This is a genomic window from Streptomyces sp. E-08, assembly GCF_049913095.1.
Taxonomy (GTDB): domain Bacteria; phylum Actinomycetota; class Actinomycetes; order Streptomycetales; family Streptomycetaceae; genus Streptomyces.
This window is the reverse complement of the sequence record NZ_CP183971.1, coordinates 7295322-7313750: the sequence shown is the minus strand read 5'-3', so window position 1 is coordinate 7313750 and position 18429 is coordinate 7295322. Positions and strand designations below refer to the sequence as shown.

The window sequence follows — 18429 nt, the reverse complement described above, 5'->3', positions numbered from 1 at the left end:
CTTCCCTGTGGCTCCCGCATCGGCCGCACTCCCGCCCGGGCCCCCGACGGGCGCCGCGACCCCCGACGGGCCTCCCGCCCACCCGGGCTCCCGCCGGTCCCCGCCCCGCGTTCAGCTGGACTCCCGCCGGACGACCCGTGAGTCGAGCAGGTCGCGGGAGACCGGTGCGGCGCCCGGTTCCCGTACGGCGCGGTCGACCAGTTCCGCCAGCTCTCGGCCGACCACCATGTCGATCCGTACGGTGCTGAGCCGGGGCCGCAGCAGCCGGCCGAGGAGCAGGTCGTCGGCGCCGATGACGGCGGTCTCCTCCGGTACGGAGATCCCGGCGTCCTGGAGCGCCCGCGCCAGGAGCATCGCGTACTCGTCGTTGTACGCGAAGACGCCGTCGAGCCCGAGCTCGCGCCACCGCCCGGCGAGCGCGTCGGCCGACTCCTCCTCGTACCGCAGCGGCAGGGGTACGACGGTGGCGCCGGTGCCCTCCACCGCACGGCGCGCGCCGCCGAGGCGGGGCCCGGAGAACATCGTGAGGCCCGGCTCCTCGGGCACGACGACACCGATCCGGCGCCGGCCGGTCTCCACGAGGTGCCGGGCGGCCACCTCGCCGACCCGCCCCTGGTCCATGACGAGGGCGTGGGTGCCCTCGACGCGCTGGGTGCCGAGGGTGATCACGGCCCGGGCCCCGGACCGCTTGAGGATCTCGACGGCCTGGCCGGTGAGCTCGACCTCGCCGAGGGAGACCACGGCCACGGGCCGCAGCTCAGCCCAGGCGCGGGCGGCCTCCTCGGCCTCCAGTCCGACGCTGCCGTACTGCACGACCGTGTAGTCGAGGCGGCGCAGGGCCCACTGGAAGTCGTTGAAGAACTGGCTGTACAGCGGCCCGACGGGGACGTGGGAGGTCGGGAGCAGCACCATGCGGCTGTGGCCCGCGCGCAGGCTGCGGGCCGCGGCGTGCGGCACGTAGCCCAGCTCCTCGGCCGCCTCGCGCACGCGCTGCCGGGTGGGCTCGCTGATGCGGACGGCCGAGGTGTTGTTCAGGACGTACGAGACGGTGGCCCGCGAGACGCCCGCGAGCCGCGCGACGTCGGCGCTGGTCGGGACCGCGCGCCCGGAGGGGCGTTCGGGGGACTGTTCGGTTGGCTGAGTCATCGATCCGGCATCTTTCCAGAACAATCCGGCGCAAGGTCTGGCGGATGGCCGGAACTGGGTGCTACACAATGCTCACACGTGTCACTGACACGTGTCACCTCCCCGTTCAATCCGTTTCTCGCCCCCGTATCGGGCGATCTCCTCAGGAGGGCAAAGTGGCCCTTTCCTCCCCCGGGACCGGCTCCGACACGGGCGCCCCCGGCTCCGCCACCGTCCCCGGCTCCCCCGCGTCCCCCCGGCCGACGCGCGGCCTGCTGCCCCTGCTGCTCGCCGGCAACACCGCGATGTACGCGCTGTACATCGGCGTCCCCGGCATGCTCCTGGCCCTCCAGATCGAGGCCATCGACCCCGCGGACAAGGTGGCGAACTTCGGCCTCGTCTCCGGCATATCCGCGATCTTCGCCACGGTCTTCAACCCGGTCGCGGGCGCCCTCTCGGACCGCTCCGGCCGCCGCAACCCGTGGATCCTCGCGGGCGGCCTGCTCGCCCTCCCCGTGATGCTTCTCCTCGGCAGCGTCCACACGATCCTGCTGGTCACCATCGCCTGGTGTCTGGGACAGGCCGTCATGAACATCTACCAGGCCGCCATCACCTCCGTGGTCCCCGACCGGGTGCCCCTCGCCGCGCGCGGCAAGGCCTCCGCCGCCGTCGGGCTCGGCCTCCCCATCGGCTCCACGATCGGCGCCCTCCTCGGCGCGGCCTTCTCCGAGCACTACCGCACCGGCTACCTGGTCTTCGGCGCGATCGTCGCCGCCACCGCCGTGCTCTTCACCACCTGCGCCCGCGAGGAGCGGATGCCGCCGAAGGCGGCGCTTCCGGTCAGGGAGCAGATCGCGGCCTTCGGCAGCGCCCTCAAGGACCACGACTTCCGCTGGGCCTTCATCGGACGCGCCCTGCTCGTCCTCGGCTACTTCGCCGTGGCGGGCTTCCAGCTGTACATCCTCAAGGACCACACGGACCTGCCCGCCGGGCTGAGCGCCGAGGAGGCCGTGGCGATCCTCATGCCGGTCAACTCGCTCGCCATGGTGGTCTCCACCGTCCTCGGCGGCTGGCTCTCGGACCGCTTCGACCGCCGCAAGCTGTTCGTCGGCGCCTCCGCCGCGCTCGCCGCCGTCGCGCTGGTCATCCCGGCCGTCTCGGCGAGCTGGACCGCGATGCTGGCCTTCTCCGTCGTCAACGGCCTCGGCTTCGGCTGCTACATGGCCGTGGACACCGCGCTCGTGACCATGGTGCTGCCGAAGGCCGAGGACGCGGCCCGGGACATGGGCGTCCTCAACGTCGCCAACGCCGGACCGCAGATCGTCGCCCCCTTCGTGGCCTCGCTCATCGTGTCGCTGAGTGGCGGATACACGGCGCTCTTCCTGGTCGCGGCCGTACTGTCGGTACTCGGCGCGCTGGCCGTGCGCCCCATCCGCAGCGTGCGCTGACCCCGTCGGCGCGGGCCGCGGCCCAGAAGCTGCGTGCGCCGGCCCCGGCCGGTGCCCGCCGCGACCCGTCCGCGGCGCGCGCCGGGCTCCGCCGTCGCCGCCGAGCACCGCAGGAAAGGCGGCACCGTGCGTCTGCACACGACCACGTGGGGATCCGGCGACCGGACTGCCCTGCTCGTCCACGGCATCATGGCCGACCACCGCACGTGGCGCCGGGTCGGACCCGCGCTCGCCGCGCGCGGCTACCGGGTGATCGCCGTGGACCTGCGGGGGCACGGGGCGAGCGGCCGGGCCGCGGGTCCGGAGGAGTACGGGCCGGAGGAACACGCCGACGATCTCGTGGAGTCCCTCCCGCCCGGCGCGGAGCTGGCGATCGGGCACTCGCTCGGCGGGCTCGTCCTCGCCCGGGCGGTGGAGCGCCTGGCGCCGGCCCGCGCGGTCTACTCCGACCCCGCCTGGCACCTGGCGGCCGGTCCCTGCGGCTACCGGGCCGAGCTGTTCGTCCGGGGCAAGTCGATGACCAGGGAGCAGATCAGGGGGTTCAACCCGCACTGGCCAGACGAGGACGTCGACGTCGAGATGGCGTCGGTACGGGACTGGGACGAGCGCACGGCCCACGGTCTCACCCCGTTCGTGGGCGCCGACCTGTGGCCGGTCCGGCCCCTCGTGCCCTCCCTCGTCACCCTCGCCGATCCGAGCACGCTGGTGCGGCCGGACCAGGCCCGGATGCTGACCGAGCGCGGCTTCGAGGTCCGTACGGTGAAGGGCGCGGGGCACACGATCCACCGGGACGAGTTCGACGGGTTCATGTCCGCCCTGGACGGGTGGATCTGACGTACCGTTCAGCCATGGACGAAGCGTCGATGGACAGCTCGATGATGGGACTGCTCGGCCGGGTGACCGGCACCGTCGGCCCCGGCCTCGTCGGCGAGGTGATCGTCCGGATCCGCGGCGGCGCCGAGCACTTCCTCGCCCATCCCGCCACGCCGAAGGAGCGGATCGAGGTCGGCACGGTCGTGATGGTCATGGAACATCTCCCTCCACGCACCGTCTATGTCACAGCCGCGTACGACAGTTGACCGAACCGTTGAGTGGCGCCCGTCACGGGCGCACACTCCCTTCACCGGGTCCGCTCGGCTCCGGTGAAGGGGGACCTTGTCCATGGGCATCGGAATTCTGGCGGGCGTCGTCGTCGGCGCGCTCGCCGTTCTGATCGGTGTGTTCAAGATGATGTGGCGCGTCGCGGAACCCAACGAGGCGCTGATCATCTCCGGCTCCAACCACAAGAACGAGGGCCTCGGCGCGGGCATGGGGTTCCGCATCGTCACCGGCCGCGGCACCCTCGTGCTCCCCGGCGTGCAGGCGGTGCGGAAGCTCTCGCTGGACCTCAACGAGACGCAGCTGTCCGTCGAGTGCGTCACCCACCAGGGCATTCCGCTCAAGGTCCGCGGTGTGGTGATCTTCAAGGTCGGTGACGACTTCGTGTCGATCGCCAACGCCGCCCGCCGCTTCCTGGATCAGCAGAAGCTGATGTCGGAGCGGGTGCACATCGTCTTCGCCGGTCATCTCCGCGCCATCGTCGGCGGGTTGACCGTGGAGGACATGATCCGTGACCGGGAGAAGCTGACCGGGCAGGCGCGGTCCGCCTGTGGCACGGAGATGGAGAAGCTCGGTCTGATCGTCGACTCGCTGCAGATCCACGAGATCGAGGACCCGACCGGGTACATCAAGAACCTGGCCGCCCCGCACGCCGCCGCCGTCCAGCGGGACGCGAGGATCGCGCAGGCGGAGGCGAACCGGCGGGCGACCGAGGCCGAGCAGCAGGCCGCGGCGCGCATGTCGGAGGCGACGCGCGACAGCGAGATCCTCCAGGCGGGCTACCAGGCCGAGCGGGACCAGGCGTCCGCCCGGGCCCGGCAGGCCGGCCCGCTGGCCGATGCCGCCTCGCGCCAGGAGGTCGTCGTCCAGGAGACCCGGGTCGCCGAGCTCGAGGGCCACCGCAAGGAGCAGCAGCTCCAGGCGGAGGTCCGCAAGCCGGCCGACGCGATGGCGTACGAGACCCGGACGCTGGCCGCGGCCGAGCGTGACGCCCGGATCTCGGCCGCCGAGGCCGAGGCGAAGGAGACGGAGCTGGCGAGCGCGGCCAGGGCGACGGCGACCCGGCTCACCGGTGAGGCGGAGGCGGCTTCGCAGCACGCCCAGGGCCTCGCGGTCGCCGAGGCGACGCGCGCGAAGGGTCTGGCGGAGGCCGAGGCGATCAAGGCGCGGGCCGCGGCGCTCGCGGAGAACCAGGAGGCCGTGGTCGCGCAGCAGTTGGCGGAGAAGTGGCCCGAGATCGTGGCGGCGGGCGCGTCCGCCTTCGGGAACGTCGACCAGATGGTGCTGCTGAACGGCGCCGACGGCATGGCGGACGTCTTCGCCAAGGCGCTGACCATGGGTGGAACGGGCCTCGGCCTGGCCCGCCAGCTCCTCGCCACGATGAACCCGGCCGCGCAGGAGAAGGCGACCGGGGTGGCGCTTCCGGTGCCGCCGGCGCAGCGGTCCGGGGAGAGCGTGGAGATCCCGGTCGGCGACGGGGAGTAACCCCGTACGGAAGGGCCCGGTGCCCTCACGGCACCGGGCCCTTTCCGGTTGCGACGAATGCGCCCCGCCGGTTGGTGCCGGTCATGGAATGACCGCTTCGGAGGCCGTTGCCGCGGCCGTCCTGTCAGTTGTGGCCGAACTTGCGTTCCTTGCGGTGGGACGCGTGCTCGACGAGGGGCATCGACGTCTCTCTCATGGGGGCCGGCGCGCTCTTCTCCTTCGCGGCCGCTTCGGCGCGGTGCTCGTGGCCGCCGGTACGGGCTCCCCGGTTCGTCCGGGTCTGTTTCTTGCCCACGATCGTGCCTCCCGTGACGGGTGTCGGACGGTGGTCCGTATCCCTTCAGCCTGGCACGGGGGTGGAAGACCCGCATGTCAGAGCGGTTCCCCGAAGACCCGCCGGAAAGCGGCCAGCGTCGGGGTGCCGGTGGCGCGGTCCAGGATCGCGAAGGTGGTCTCCTCGAAGTGGCCGGCGAAGCGGCCTTCGCCGGTGAGGAGCGTCCTGAAGGTCCGCGCGACCTCCGCCGGGTCGTTCCGGAAGACGCCGCAGCCCCAGGCGCCGAGGACGAGGCGGCGGTATCCGGCCGCGGCGGCCGTCTCCAGGACGCGTTCGGCGCGGGAGGCGAGGGCGGCGGGGATGTGCCCGGCGAGCTCGGGGGTGCTGCGCCGGACGACGCCCGCGTTGGGGGCGGGCGAGGTGAGGAAGCCGACCGTGAACGGCTCGGCGAGCAGGGCGCCCCGGTCGTCGCGGAAGACCGGGACCCGGGGCGAGTGGATGACCCGGTCGGTGTAGAAGGCGTCCCTCTCGGCGCGGTGGTGGGCGTAGTAGTCGGGGGCGCGCAGCAGAGTGGCGTGGAGGGCGGAGGCCCGGCAGAGGGCCTCTTCCTGGGCCTGGGCGCCGTTGAGGTAGCCGCCGCCCGGGTTGCGGGCCGAGGCGAAGTTCAGGACGGCGACCGGGCGGGTGGTGTCGGCGGCGGTCATCCGGCGGGCCGCCGCCAGGCTGCTCTCGGGGGTGACGGTGAGGGTGGGCGTCCGGTCGGTGTCGGGGGTGACCGGGACGGGCTCGGGGCCGTGGAGGCGGGTTCCGGCCAGGGCCGCGGCCAGGTCCTCGGTCAGGGAGACGGTCCGGCCGTCGGGGGCGCGGTAGTGGCCCGCCGTGACGATCTCCTCGGTCCGCCGCGCGATCTCGCGCAGTCGTGCACTCATGGATCCCAGGGTGATCGTTTCAGCACGGTGGGGACAACGGGTTTTCCGGGACTGCGGGGGATTTCGGACACGCGGGGGCACAAGGGGGCGCGTGCGGGCCCTCCGGGGCGCTCTTGCACGCCGCCCGATGGTGGCTTTAGGTGGAAGCAGCGGTTCACCCGAGGACCAGGAGGTGCACGGATGTCGCCTGGCGGCATACCGCGTGGCGGCCCCCCTCTCACCGAGGCGGAGGCGGAGGCTCTGCTGCGATGTATCTGCTTCAAGACCGGCCCGCCCCGCACGGTGGGGGTGGAGCTGGAGTGGCTCGTGCACGAGCTGCGGGACCCCCGGGTACCCGTACGGCCGCCGAGGCTCGCGGCCGCGCTGGACACCGTACGGGCGCTGCCCCTGGTGTCCGCGCTCACGTTCGAACCCGGCGGGCAGCTGGAGCTCAGCTCGCGCCCGGCCGGCTCCCTCATGGAGTGCCTGGACTCGCTCGCCGCCGACCTGGCCGCGGTGCGGGCGGCGCTGGGGCCGCTCGGTCTGACCCTCAGCGGATACGGGGTGGACCCCTGGCACGCGCCGCGCGGCCGGGTCCTCCACGAGCCGCGGTACGACGCGATGGAGACGGCGCTCGACCGGACCGGACCGTCCGGGCGGGCGATGATGTGCGACTCGGCGTCGGTGCAGATCTGCCTGGACGCCGGTCTGGAGGAACCGGGTCCACTGGGCTACCACCGGCGCTGGCAGCTGGCCCACCTCCTCGGCGCGGTGCTCGTGGCCGCCTTCGCCAACTCGCCCGTGCACGGCGGGCGCCGCACCGGCTGGCGCTCGACGCGGCAGGCGCTGTGGGCGGATCTCGACCCGCGGCGGGCGCTCGCGCCGCCGCCGGACGGGGAGCCGCGCGCGGAGTGGGCGGCGCACGTCCTGGACACCCCGGTGATGTGCGTACGGGCCGAGGAGGGTCCGTGGGCGGTGCCGGAGGGGCTGACGTTCCGGGAGTGGCTGCGGACGGGCCTCCCCCGTCCGGCCGACGCCGACGACCTGCGCTATCACATGACGACGCTGTTCCCGCCGGTGCGGCCGCGCGGTCATCTGGAACTGCGGATGGTGGACGCGCAGCCGGGCCGGGACGGCTGGATGGTGCCGGTGGCGGTGACGACGGCCGTGTTCGACGACCCGGAGGCGGCGGAGACCGTGTACCGGGCGGTGAAGCCCCTCGCGGAGCAGGCGGGGACCGGCCCCGCCCCGCGCAATCCGCTGTGGGAGACGGCGGCCCGTGACGGTCTCGCCGATCCCGGGCTGCACGGAGCGGCGCGCGAGGTGTTCTCCGCCGCGCTCCAAGCGCTGCCCCGGATCGGGGCGAGCGAGGAGGTGCGGCGGGCGGTAGCCGCCTTCCACGAGCGGTACGTGATCCCCGGGAGCTGCCCGGCCGACGGACTCCAGGTGGTGACGTCATGACGGTGACCGGAGCGGGAGCGGATCCCGAGGCCCTGCGGCGGCGGGCCCTCGACGCCCTCTCGACCGCGCGGGAGCGGACCGCGCTCCTCACCTCCTGCGTGGAGGACGGCGAGCTCACGGCGCAGCACTCGCCCCTGATGTCCCCGCTGGTCTGGGACCTGGCGCACATCGGCAACCAGGAGGAGCAGTGGCTGTGGCGGGCCGTCGCGGGGCGCGAGGCGCTGCGGCCCGAGATCGACTCGCTGTACGACGCCTTCCAGCACCCGCGCGCCTCCCGCCCGTCGCTGCCGCTGCTCTCGCCGGGCGAAGCCCGTTTCTACGCGGCGGACGTCCGGCTCCGGGTCCTCGACGTGCTCGAACGGACGCCGCTGGAGGGCCGGCCGCTGATCGACGCGGGGTTCGCGTTCGGCATGATCGCCCAGCACGAACAGCAGCACGACGAGACGATGCTGATCACCCATCAGCTGCGGAAGGGGCCCGCGGCGCTGACGGCTCCCCCGCCGCCGGTCCTGCGCTCCGGCCCCCTGCCTCCGGAAGTCCTCGTCCCCGGCGGCCCGTTCACCATGGGGACCTCGGACGAGCCGTGGGCGCTGGACAACGAACGCCCGGCGCACCCCCGGATCGTCCCCGCCTTCCACATCGACACCACGCCCGTCACGAACGGCGCCTACCTCGCCTTCATCGCGGACGGTGGCTACACGGACCGCCGCTGGTGGCGGCCGGAGGGCTGGGCGCAGATCCGGGAGCACGGCATCGGCGCACCGCTGTTCTGGCGCCGGGACGGCGCGCAGTGGCTGCGCCGCCGGTTCGGCGTGACGGAGCCGGTGCCCGAGGAGGAGCCGGTCCTGCACGTCAGCTGGTACGAGGCGGACGCCTACGCGCGCTGGGCGGGGCGCCGGCTCCCGACCGAGGAGGAGTGGGAGAAGGCGGCCCGCCACGACCCGGCCTCCGGGCGCTCCCGCCGCTACCCGTGGGGTGACGCGGATCCCGGTCCGGAGCACGCGAACCTCGGGCAGCGGCACCTGCGGCCCGCGGCGGCCGGGAGCTATCCGGCGGGCGCCTCGCCGCTGGGCGTACGGCAGTTGATCGGTGACGTGTGGGAGTGGACGGCGAGCGACTTCCTGCCGTACCCGGGGTTCACGGCCTTCCCGTACAAGGAGTACTCGGAGGTGTTCTTCGGTCCGGAGCACAAGGTGCTGCGGGGCGGCTCCTTCGCGGTGGACCCGGTCGCCTGCCGGGGGACCTTCCGCAACTGGGACCTGCCGGTGCGGCGCCAGATCTTCTCCGGCTTCCGGACGGCGCGGACCGCGGAGCTCGACTGATGTGCCGTCACCTCGCGTACGTGGGCGGGCCGGTGGCGCTGGGAGAGATCCTGGTCCGGCCCGCGCACGCCCTGCTGCGCCAGTCCTGGGAGCCCCGTGCGCAGGACAGCGGCGTGGTGAACGCGGACGGCTTCGGCGTGGGCTGGTACGCCGAGGGGGATCAGGCGCCCGCGCGGTACCGGCGGGCCGGCCCGATCTGGGGCGACCTGTCCTTCGCCGACCTCGCCCGGGTGGTGCGCTCCGGGGCGTTCCTGGCGGCGGTCCGGGGGGCCACGCTGCCCGGCGCCGACGGGGAGGCCGCGGCGGCGCCGTTCACCGCCGGGCCCTGGCTGTTCAGCCACAACGGCGCGGTCGGGGGCTGGCCGGACTCGCTCGCGGCGCTCGCCACCGCGCTGCCCGCCGGGGAGCTGCTGCGCCTGGAGGCGCGCACGGACTCGGCGCTGCTCTGGGCGCTCGTCCTGCACCGGCTGCGGGCCGGGGACGCGCCGGGGGCGGCGCTCGCCGACACCGTCCGGGAGGCCGCCGCGGCGGCCCCCGGTTCCCGGCTGAACCTGCTGCTCACCGACGGCGAGCGGATCGCCGCGACCGCCTGGCGGAACAGCCTCTGGTACCTGTCGGGCCCCGGCCGGGTGGTCGTGGCCTCCGAACCGTACGACGACGATCCGCGCTGGCGGGAGGTGCCCGAGTACACGCTCGTCACCGCCGACCGCGCCGATGTCACCCTCACCCCGCTCAAGGAGCCGTCCGCGTGAGCCCGTTCCAACTGACCCGCACCCTCGCCGCGGACGCCGCCGGCGCCGCTCTGCGCGCCGACGTCCTCCACGGACTGACCCGCTCCCCCAAGGAGCTGCCGCCCAAGTGGTTCTACGACGCCCGGGGCAGCGTGCTCTTCGAGGAGATCACCCGGCTGCCCGAGTACTACCCCACGCGGGCGGAGCGGGAGATCCTGGTCGAGCGGGCGCCGGAGATCGCGGCCGCGACCGGGGCGCGGACGCTGGTGGAGCTGGGGTCCGGTTCCTCCGAGAAGACGCGGTTCCTGATCGACGCGCTGCAGCCGGGGCTCGACGCGTACGTGCCGGTGGACGTGAGCGAGTCCGCGCTGGTCGGGGCGGCGGAGTCGCTGCTCGCGGACCGGCCGGACCTGTGGGTGCACGCGCTGGTCGCCGACTTCACGCGGGGGCTCGCGCTGCCGGGGACTCCGGGGCCGCGCCTGGTGGCCTTCCTCGGGGGCACGATCGGCAATCTGCTCCCGGCCGAGCGGCACACCTTCCTGCGGTCGGTCCGCGCCATGCTCGCGCCGGGCGACGCGCTGCTGCTCGGCACGGACCTGGTGAAGGACGAGGCCACGCTGGTGGCAGCGTACGACGACGCGGCCGGGGTGACGGCCGAGTTCAACAGGAACGTGCTGTCCGTGATCGACCGCGAGCTGGGCGCGGACGCCGATCCGGCCGCCTTCGACCACGTGGCGGTCTGGGACGCCGAGCGGGAGTGGATCGAGATGCGGCTGCGCGCCCGCCGCGCGCTGACCGTGAAGATCCCGGAGCTGGATCTGGTGGTGCCGTTCGCGGCGGGCGAGGAGATGCGGACGGAGGTGTCGGCGAAGTTCCGTCAGGCCGGCGTACGGAAGGAGCTGGCGGCGGCCGACCTCGAACTGTCCCGGTGGTGGACGGACGGCGAGGACAGGTTCGCGCTGTCCCTGGCGACGGCTCGCTGAGCCGCCGCGGCCAGGGCACGGCGGTCCGGATACCGAACACTGAATAGCGGATCCAGTATTCGGATGTCGGCGGTCATCCGCCGGGTGCTGACGACCCGCCACAGGGACGCGCCGAGCGGATCGTCCCCGACGTACGCGGCGGCCCCGGTGGGCCGGTAGTCGATCCGTACGGGCAGCACGGCGCACCCGCTGTCCAGGGCCGCCTGGAACGCGGCCGGGCGGAACCGTCCCCCGGCCCGGCCGCACCACGTCGACCCCTCGGGGAACACCACCACCCGGCCCCCGCCGTCGAGCACCCCGGACATCGCGCGCACGGTGCCGGGCAGGGCCCTGAGCCGGTCGCGGTCGATGAAGAGGGTCCCGCCGAGCGCGGCGAGCGTGCCGAGGACGGGCCAGCGGCGGACCTCCGTCTTGGCCACCATGCGGCCCGGGAGCACGGCCGCGACCAGGGGGATGTCCAGCCAGGAGACGTGGTTGGCGACGACGAGGAGCGGGCCGGGGAGCACGCCCGCGGCCCCCTCGTACCGCACGCGCACGCCGAAGGCGCGGAGCACCGTCCGCACCCAGCTCCGGGCGAGGGCGAGCCGCGCCGAGGCCGGGAGCAGGCCCGTGGCCGGGGCGAGCAGGACGCCGAGCAGGACGACGGCGATCCCGGCGGTCAGCCGGGCCACGGCGAGGACGGCGCCGGCCCGTTCGGCCCGGCGGCCGGGGGCGGTGTCCGGATGGGCGGCGCAGTCGCCGGGGGTGCAGGGCGCCGTGGGGAGCCACGGCGGGAGGGCCGTGGACCCGTTCACCGTGCCGGGACGAGCGAGAGGAAGTGGTTGAGGTAGCGGGGGTTGGTGCGGCGCAGCGAGAGCAGCACGTAGAGGTCGGCGACGCCGAAGTCGGGGTCGTGCGCGGGGGCGCCGCAGACCCAGGCGCCGAGCCGCAGGTAGCCGCGGAGCAGCGCCGGGAGCTCGGTGCGGCCCTCGGGGCGGATGACGCCGTCGGGGCTCCACAGCTTGTGCGGGGTGACCCAGTACTCCTCGGGGGCGAGGTGCTTGGCCTTGACGGTGTCCCAGGTGGCGGCGGCGAGGGTGCCGCCGTCGGCCAGCGGGATCGAGCAGCAGCCGGCGAGCCAGTTGTGGCCGGTGCGGGTCATGTAGCGGGCGAGGCCGGCCCAGATGAGGGCGATGACGGCGCCGTTGCGGTGGGCGGGGTGGACGCAGGAGCGGCCGACCTCCACCAGGTCGTGCCGGACGGGGGCGAGCCGGGTGAGGTCGAACTCGCTCTCGGAGTAGAGCCGTCCGGCGGCGGCGGCCCGGTCGGGCGGCAGGATCCGGTAGGTGCCGACGACCTCGCCGGTGCTCTCCTCCCGTACGAGGAGGTGGTCGCAGTACGCGTCGAAGGCGTCGCCGTCGAGGCCGGGCCCGGGACCGTCGAGCAGGGCGCCCAGCTCACCGGCGAAGACCTGGTGGCGCAGCCGCTGGGCGGCCCGTACGTCCTCCTGGTCCCGGGCGAGACCGACGACGTACCGGGGCGTGGGATCCTCGGCCGGGGCCTGGGACGGGGGCTGGGGCTGTACGGGGACGGTCAGGTTCGGTGCGGGGGCGGCCGGGGGCTGTGCGGGGACGGCCAGGGGCTGTGCGGGGACGGCGAGCGCGGGCGTCGGTGCGGACATGGCGGGCTCCTCCGGCGGACGGAAGGGGAAGGGGCGGGACCGGGCCGCGTGGGCGGTGGCCCGGCTCCTTACTTCTTCCGTCACCGGCTGGATTCGACATGACCGTTCGGGGGCTCGCGGGTGTGCGAACGCTGAATGCTATTCGGCGAGGGTGTCCGTGATCGCCTCCGAGGCGTCCTTGGCCGCCTTCACGGGGTCCTCGCCCTGGAGGACGGCCGTCATGTACGGCTTGATGGGGTTGTCGGCCTCGACGTTCGCCCACTGCGGGGAGTTCGGGGTGGCCCGGCCGCGGGCGGCGCCCTTCGCCATGACGGCGGTGGCCTCCTGGCCGGCGACGACGGAGGCGAGGCCCTTCTTGTTGGGCACGTAGCCCATGGCGCGGGCGAGTTCGGACTGCCACTTCTCGCCGGCGAGGGCCTTGACGACGTCGAGGGCAGCGCCGCGCTGGGGCGCGTTCTCGGGGATGATGAGGTCGGAGCCGCCGGTGAAGACGGCGCAGGGCTGACCGGCCTTCTTGCCGGGTATCGGGAAGTAGCCGAGCTTGTCCTTGAGGTCCGGGTTGGCCTTGAGGATGGCGGCGACCGCGCTGGGCGTGGCGATGAGCTGGGCGACGTCGCCCTTGGCGAAGACGTCGGCCTGCGGCGGGGTCTGCTCGTCGGCGTTCTTCGGGCCGGAGCCGAGGGCCTGGAGCTCCTTGTAGAAGGACATGCCGCGCCGGGCGGCCGGGCTGTCGAGCGCTCCGGTCCACTGACCGCCCTTGTCGACGGCGAGCTCGCCGCCCTCGTCCCAGATGAAGCCGGCGAGGGTGTACCAGTCCTGTCCGGCGAGGTAGATGCCCTGGGAGCCGTTCTTGTCGAGCTTCTCGGTGTCGTCGAGCCACTCGTCGCGGGTGGCCGGCGGCTTGTCGACGCCGGCCTCGTCGAACAGGTCCTTGTTGTAGATGACGATCCGGTTGGCCGCGTACCAGGGGATGCCGTACTGGGATCCGGAGATGCTGCCGGGCTCGGCGAGACCGGGCAGCCAGTCCTCCCGGCCGAGGTCGCGGACCGACTCCAGGGTGAGGTCGAACAGCTTGTCCGTGTCGGCGTACTGGGCGACCTGGGTGTTGCCGACCTCGATGACGTCGGGGCCGCCGGAGCCCTGGATGGCCTCGGTGACCTTCTTCCCGATGCCGGTCCACTCCTGGATGGTGAACTCCAGTTCGACGCCGTCGTGCTCCTTCTCGTACGCCTCCGTGAAGCGCGAGAGGAAGTCCTCGCTGACGCTGTCCCGCATGAGCCAGACGTTCACGGTCTTCGTCCCGCCGTCGCCGCCCGGCAGCATCCCGCAGCCGGCGAGGGCGAGCGCCGTGGCGGCGGCCAGAGGACAGGCGAGATGGCGGTTCTTCACGTGGGTCACCTTCTGCTCGGGTTCAGCACAGGGTCGTGCGCATGGGGGGCTGACCCGGCATGGGGGGACCGAACGGGGTGTTCGCGCGGGTATGTGGCCTGGATTCTGGTCTGGACCAACGAGATGGTCAAGTCCTTGACGATCCCGTTCCGCACCCGGACGGACGATCTGTTCCGTTACCGTCGGTAGTCACCCGCGGGTCGCCCGGCCCCCGTCGTGTCGCGCGCCGACGCGCGCTGGGGCACCGTGGAGGGAACGCACCGAGAGGAGTTCGGCCCCCATGTCGAATCACACCTACCGCGTCACCGAGATCGTCGGCACCTCCACCGAGGGCGTCGACGCGGCCATCCGCAACGGCATCACGCGCGCCTCGCAGACCCTGAGGGGTCTCGACTGGTTCGAGGTGACGCAGGTACGCGGCCACCTCGTCGACGGCGCGATCGAGCACTACCAGGTCGGCCTGAAGGTCGGCTTCCGCCTGGAGGACGAGGAGTGACCACCGGCTCCGGCCGGCCTCAGGTGCGGCCCTCCGTCTCCTGAGCCTCCCTCAGGGTCTCGGAGGGCTCCGCCCAGCGGGCCCGCACGACACGGAAGCCGGCCGCCTCCGCGGCGTCGCACACCGCCAGGTCGTCGTCGACCAGCATCCTGACCGTGCGGTCGGCCGCGAGGCGGCGCAGGATCTCCACCTTGGTCACCCGGGCGGGCCGGAAGTCACGGTTGCGCCGCATGTGGACGGGCCCCTCGGGCAGCCCCTGCCCGGACAGCCACTCCAGGGTCGCGCGGCGGCAGCGCTCGGGCCGCCCGGTGAGGTAGACCACGTCGCACTCCTCCGCCGCCTCGCGGCACAGTGCGACGCCCTCCTCCAGCGGCGGGTCCTCGGGCGCCGCCGCGAAGAAGGCCTCCCAGTCCTTGGGCCTGCGCTCCAGGAAGTGCTGGCGGTGCGCGGTGCCGGCGAGGGTGTTGTCGAGGTCGAAGACGGCCAGGGGCCTGTTGTCCGAAGTCACGCACCCAGCGTAGGAGCCGCACACGGGAGACTCCCGGGAATCCCTCCGGGCCCGACGCGTTGAACCCTCTGTGAGCACCTTCCCCGACGGCATCCGCTTCTCCGTCCTCGACCGCTCCCGCACCCGCGAGGGCGAGGACGCCCCGCAGGCGCTGCGCGCCACCGTGCGCCTCGCCCAGGAGGCGGAGGCCCTCGGCTTCCACCGCTTCTGGGTGTCGGAGCATCACGGCGTGCCCGGGGTCGCCGGTTCGGCGCCCACGGTGCTCGCGGCCGCCGTCGCCGCCGCGACCTCCACGATCCGGGTCGGCACGGGAGGGGTCATGCTCCCGAACCACCGGCCGCTGGTCGTGGCCGAGCAGTTCGGCGTCCTCGCCTCGCTCTTCCCCGGCCGGATCGACATGGGTGTCGGCCGCTCGGTGGGCTTCACCGACGGCATCCGCCGGGCCCTCGGCCGGGACAAGGACGACGCCGACCGGTTCGGGGAGCAGCTCGACGAGCTCCTCGGCTGGTTCACGGGCGGACAGACGGCCCATCCGCAGGTGCACGCGCGGCCCGCCGAGGGACTGCGGGTGCCGCCCTTCGTCCTCGCGACCGGGGAGGGCGCCGGGATCGCCGCGGCGGCCGGAGTGCCGCTGGTCATCGGCGACCTGCGCGGCCGGGACCGGCTCCTGGCGGCCGTCGACACGTACCGCGCGGACTTCCGCCCGTCCGCGTGGGCCGCCGAGCCGTACGTGGTCGTCGCCGGGACGGCCGCGGTGGCCGCCACCGAGGCGGAGGCGCGGCGGCTGCTGATCCCGGAGGCCTGGTCGCTCGCCTACTCGCGCACCCGCGGCGATTTCCCGCCGCTCGCCGCGCCCGAGCGGATCGAGGGGCTGCCGATGACGGAGAAGCAGCGCGGTCTCTACGCGTCGGGGCTCGACGGGCACATCCACGGCACGGAGGAGCAGGTGGCCGCGGCGCTGGAGCGGGCGGTGAAGGAGACCGGGGCGCAGGAGGTCCTGTTCACCACGAGCACCTACGACCGGGCGGCGCTGAGCGAGTCGTACCGCCGGCTCGCCCGGGCCGTCGGCCTGACGGCTCCGCCGCCTCCTGACAGCACCGCACCGCCGGCCTCCTGACGGCAGGGGAGCGACCGGGGCAAACGCGGACCATTCGATAGGGTCGCCCCATGCACGACACGCCCCACGATCCGTACGTCCGCGTCCGAGGCGCCCGCGAGCACAACCTCGCCGGTGTCGACGTCGACATCCCGCGCGACGCGCTGGTCGCGTTCACGGGGGTCTCCGGCTCCGGCAAGTCGTCGCTCGCCTTCGGGACGATCTACGCCGAGGCCCAGCGCCGCTACTTCGAGTCGGTGGCTCCGTACGCGCGGCGGCTGATCCACCAGGTGGGGGCGCCCGCCGTCGGCGAGATCACCGGTCTGCCGCCCGCGGTCTCCCTGGAGCAGCGCCGGTCCTCACCGAACGCCCGCTCCTCCGTCGGTACGGTCACCACGCTCTCCAACTCCCTGCGGATGCTGTTCTCGCGCGCCGGCCGCTACCCGGAGGGCGCGGAGAGGCTCGACTCCGACGCCTTCTCCCCCAACACGGCCGCGGGCGCGTGCCCTTCGTGCCACGGCCTCGGGCTGATCCACGACACCCGCGAGGAACTCCTCGTGCCCGACTCCTCCCTGTCGATCCGTCAGGGAGCGATCGCCGCCTGGCCGGGCGCCTGGCAGGGGAAGAACCTGCGGGACGTCCTCGACACCCTCGGCCACGACGTCGACCGGCCGTGGCGGGAGCTCGACGCGAAGGACCGGGAGTGGATCCTCTTCACGGACGAGCAGCCGGTCGTCACCGTGCACCCGGTGCGCGAGGCGGGTCGCATCCAACGCCCGTACCAGGGCACATACATGAGCGCACGCCGCTATGTCCTGCGTACCTTCTCCGACTCGAAGAGCCCGTCCCTGCGCGCCAAGGCGGAGCGCTTCCTCACGAGCGCGCCCTGCCCGGCCTGCGGCGGCGGCCGGCTGCGGCCCGAGGCGCTCGCGGTCACCTTCGCCGGGCGGAACGTCGCCGAGCTCGCCGCGCTGCCGCTCACGGCCCTGTCCGAGCTCCTCCCGACGGCCGCGGACACCTCGGAGACGGCCCGCGTCCTCACCGAGGACCTCGTCGCCCGGATCGCCACGGTCACCGAACTCGGCCTCGGCTACCTCAGCCTGGACCGGGCCACTCCCACGCTCTCCAACGGCGAGCTCCAGCGGTTGCGGCTCGCGACCCAGCTGCGCTCCGGGCTCTTCGGCGTCGTGTACGTGCTCGACGAGCCGTCCGCCGGTCTGCATCCGGCGGACACCGAGGCCCTGCTGGTGGTCCTCGACCGGCTCAAGGCGGCCGGGAACTCGGTCTTCGTCGTGGAGCACCATCTCGACGTCGTCCGGCACGCCGACTGGCTCGTGGACGTCGGCCCGCGCGCCGGGGTCCACGGCGGGCGGGTGCTGCACAGCGGGCCGCCGGACGGCCTGGCGGGGGTCGAGGCGTCGGCGACCCGGCGGTTCCTGTTCGACCGGGCGCCCGCGCCCGCGCGGACGGTGCGGGAACCGGCGGGCTGGCTGCGGCCCGGGCCGGTCACCCGGCACAACCTGCGCGGGGTGGACGCGGCCTTCCCGGTCGGGGTCCTGACCGCCGTCACCGGCGTCTCGGGGTCCGGGAAGTCCACCCTCGTCGACGCGCTCACCGAGGAGGTGACGGGCGTGCACCGGCTGGTGACGGTGGATCAGCGGCCGATCGGCCGGACGCCGCGCTCCAACCTCGCCACGTACACCGGCCTCTTCGACGTCGTGCGCAAGCTGTTCACCGAGACGGAGGAGGCCAGGGCACGCGGGTACAAGGCGGGCCGCTTCTCCTTCAACGTGCCCGGCGGCCGCTGCGAGACCTGTCAGGGCGAGGGCTTCGTCTCGGTGGAACTCCTCTTCCTGCCCAGTACGTACGCGCCCTGCCCCGACTGCCACGGCGCCCGCTACAACCCCGAGACGCTCCGGGTCCGGCTGCGCGGCCTCACGATCGCCGAGGTCCTCGACCTGACCGTCGAGTCCGCCGCCGCCTTCTTCGACGGGACGCCCACCGCGGCGCGCAGCCTGCGCGCCCTCCTCGACGTGGGCCTCGGCTATCTGCGGCTCGGACAGCCCGCCACCGAGCTCTCCGGCGGCGAGGCGCAGCGCATCAAGCTCGCCTCGGAACTCCAGCGGCCGCGCGGCGCGCACACCCTGTACGTGCTGGACGAGCCGACGACCGGGCTGCACCCGGCCGATGTGGAGGTCCTGATGCGGCAGCTTCACGGGCTCGTGGACGCCGGGCACTCGGTGGTCGTCGTCGAGCACGACATGGACGTCGTCGCCACCGCCGACTGGGTCGTCGACCTCGGCCCCGGCGGTGGCGACCAGGGGGGCCGCGTGGTGGCGGCCGGTCCTCCGGAGCAGGTGGCGCGGGCGGCGGAGAGTCGCACCGCACCGTATCTGGCCCGGGCCCTCTCCGCACGGCCCTGAGGAGTCCCCCTCGTACGCCTCC

At 73.8% G+C, this 18429-nt stretch carries 18 protein-coding genes; 11 read left to right on the top strand and 7 right to left on the bottom strand.

Translation table 11 applies throughout. From position 1 onward, the window contains the following. Positions 1 to 111: 111 nt before the first annotated feature. Complete coding sequence (locus tag ACN9MM_RS33600; RefSeq protein ID WP_426367508.1) at positions 112 to 1146, bottom strand: LacI family DNA-binding transcriptional regulator; 1035 nt, start codon at positions 1144 to 1146, stop codon at positions 112 to 114. A 155-nt stretch (positions 1147 to 1301) separates the two neighbouring features. Between ACN9MM_RS33600 and ACN9MM_RS33595 the strand changes: the two genes are divergently transcribed. The 4 genes from ACN9MM_RS33595 (at position 1302) to ACN9MM_RS33580 (ending at position 5156) form a co-directional block, all read left to right on the top strand. Next, positions 1302 to 2573, top strand: a complete 1272-nt coding sequence (locus ACN9MM_RS33595; RefSeq protein WP_426367507.1) for an MFS transporter — start codon at positions 1302 to 1304, stop codon at positions 2571 to 2573. Between the two features lie 126 nt (positions 2574 to 2699). Then, the gene (locus ACN9MM_RS33590) at positions 2700 to 3407 is read left to right on the top strand and encodes an alpha/beta fold hydrolase (RefSeq protein WP_426367506.1); all 708 of its coding nucleotides are present in this window, start codon (positions 2700 to 2702) and stop codon (positions 3405 to 3407) included. A gap of 14 nt (positions 3408 to 3421) precedes the next feature. Continuing rightward, positions 3422 to 3652, top strand: a complete 231-nt coding sequence (locus ACN9MM_RS33585) for a hypothetical protein (RefSeq protein ID WP_426367505.1) — start codon at positions 3422 to 3424, stop codon at positions 3650 to 3652. A gap of 82 nt (positions 3653 to 3734) precedes the next feature. Further along, complete coding sequence (locus tag ACN9MM_RS33580) at positions 3735 to 5156, top strand: flotillin family protein (protein ID WP_426367504.1); 1422 nt, start codon at positions 3735 to 3737, stop codon at positions 5154 to 5156. Between the two features lie 124 nt (positions 5157 to 5280). Here the strand turns inward: ACN9MM_RS33580 and ACN9MM_RS33575 are convergent, their stop codons facing one another. Further along, positions 5281 to 5451 (bottom strand): hypothetical protein, encoded by a 171-nt coding sequence (locus ACN9MM_RS33575; RefSeq protein WP_426367503.1) that lies wholly within the window; start codon positions 5449 to 5451, stop codon positions 5281 to 5283. A 77-nt stretch (positions 5452 to 5528) separates the two neighbouring features. Further along, positions 5529 to 6359, bottom strand: a complete 831-nt coding sequence (locus ACN9MM_RS33570) for a TIGR02452 family protein (RefSeq protein WP_426367502.1) — start codon at positions 6357 to 6359, stop codon at positions 5529 to 5531. A 180-nt stretch (positions 6360 to 6539) separates the two neighbouring features. Here ACN9MM_RS33570 and egtA point away from each other — a divergent pair, with 180 nt between their 5' ends. Genes egtA through egtD form a run of 4 tightly spaced genes read left to right on the top strand, consistent with a single transcriptional unit; the run spans position 6540 to position 10835 of the window. After that, the gene (gene egtA, locus ACN9MM_RS33565) at positions 6540 to 7799 is read left to right on the top strand and encodes an ergothioneine biosynthesis glutamate--cysteine ligase EgtA (RefSeq protein WP_426367501.1); all 1260 of its coding nucleotides are present in this window, start codon (positions 6540 to 6542) and stop codon (positions 7797 to 7799) included. Further along, a complete protein-coding gene (gene egtB / locus ACN9MM_RS33560) occupies positions 7796 to 9121 on the top strand; it encodes an ergothioneine biosynthesis protein EgtB (protein ID WP_426367499.1) in 1326 nt (441 codons plus the stop codon). The genes egtA and egtB overlap by 4 nt, the downstream gene beginning before the upstream one ends. After that, a complete protein-coding gene (egtC, locus tag ACN9MM_RS33555; RefSeq protein WP_426367498.1) occupies positions 9121 to 9873 on the top strand; it encodes an ergothioneine biosynthesis protein EgtC in 753 nt (250 codons plus the stop codon). Before egtB ends, egtC begins: the two co-directional genes overlap by 1 nt. Next, complete coding sequence (gene egtD, locus ACN9MM_RS33550) at positions 9870 to 10835, top strand: L-histidine N(alpha)-methyltransferase (RefSeq protein ID WP_426367496.1); 966 nt, start codon at positions 9870 to 9872, stop codon at positions 10833 to 10835. Before egtC ends, egtD begins: the two co-directional genes overlap by 4 nt. Here the strand turns inward: egtD and ACN9MM_RS33545 are convergent. From ACN9MM_RS33545 to ACN9MM_RS33535, 3 genes are all read right to left on the bottom strand, one after another. After that, the gene (locus ACN9MM_RS33545) at positions 10730 to 11629 is read right to left on the bottom strand and encodes a lysophospholipid acyltransferase family protein (protein ID WP_426367495.1); all 900 of its coding nucleotides are present in this window, start codon (positions 11627 to 11629) and stop codon (positions 10730 to 10732) included. The two genes, egtD and ACN9MM_RS33545, sit on opposite strands and share 106 nt — an antisense overlap. Beyond that, positions 11626 to 12495 (bottom strand): GNAT family N-acetyltransferase, encoded by an 870-nt coding sequence (locus tag ACN9MM_RS33540; RefSeq protein WP_426367494.1) that lies wholly within the window; start codon positions 12493 to 12495, stop codon positions 11626 to 11628. Before ACN9MM_RS33540 ends, ACN9MM_RS33545 begins: the two co-directional genes overlap by 4 nt. A gap of 138 nt (positions 12496 to 12633) precedes the next feature. Beyond that, a complete protein-coding gene (locus ACN9MM_RS33535; protein WP_426367493.1) occupies positions 12634 to 13884 on the bottom strand; it encodes an extracellular solute-binding protein in 1251 nt (416 codons plus the stop codon). 280 nt (positions 13885 to 14164) lie between these two features. Here ACN9MM_RS33535 and ACN9MM_RS33530 point away from each other — a divergent pair, with 280 nt between their 5' ends. Continuing rightward, the gene (locus ACN9MM_RS33530) at positions 14165 to 14380 is read left to right on the top strand and encodes a dodecin (protein ID WP_382869836.1); all 216 of its coding nucleotides are present in this window, start codon (positions 14165 to 14167) and stop codon (positions 14378 to 14380) included. A gap of 19 nt (positions 14381 to 14399) precedes the next feature. Here the strand turns inward: ACN9MM_RS33530 and ACN9MM_RS33525 are convergent, their stop codons facing one another. Then, entirely contained in the window at positions 14400 to 14888 is a 489-nt protein-coding gene (locus ACN9MM_RS33525; RefSeq protein WP_426367492.1) for a hypothetical protein, read from the bottom strand. 70 nt (positions 14889 to 14958) lie between these two features. Here ACN9MM_RS33525 and ACN9MM_RS33520 point away from each other — a divergent pair, with 70 nt between their 5' ends. After that, positions 14959 to 16005: an MsnO8 family LLM class oxidoreductase gene (locus ACN9MM_RS33520; RefSeq protein ID WP_426367491.1), complete on the top strand. Its 1047-nt coding sequence runs from the start codon at positions 14959 to 14961 to the stop codon at positions 16003 to 16005. Between the two features lie 50 nt (positions 16006 to 16055). Then, on the top strand, positions 16056 to 18407 hold the full coding sequence (locus ACN9MM_RS33515; protein ID WP_426367490.1) for an ATP-binding cassette domain-containing protein: 2352 nt from the start codon (positions 16056 to 16058) through the stop codon (positions 18405 to 18407). Positions 18408 to 18429 lie beyond the last annotated feature (22 nt).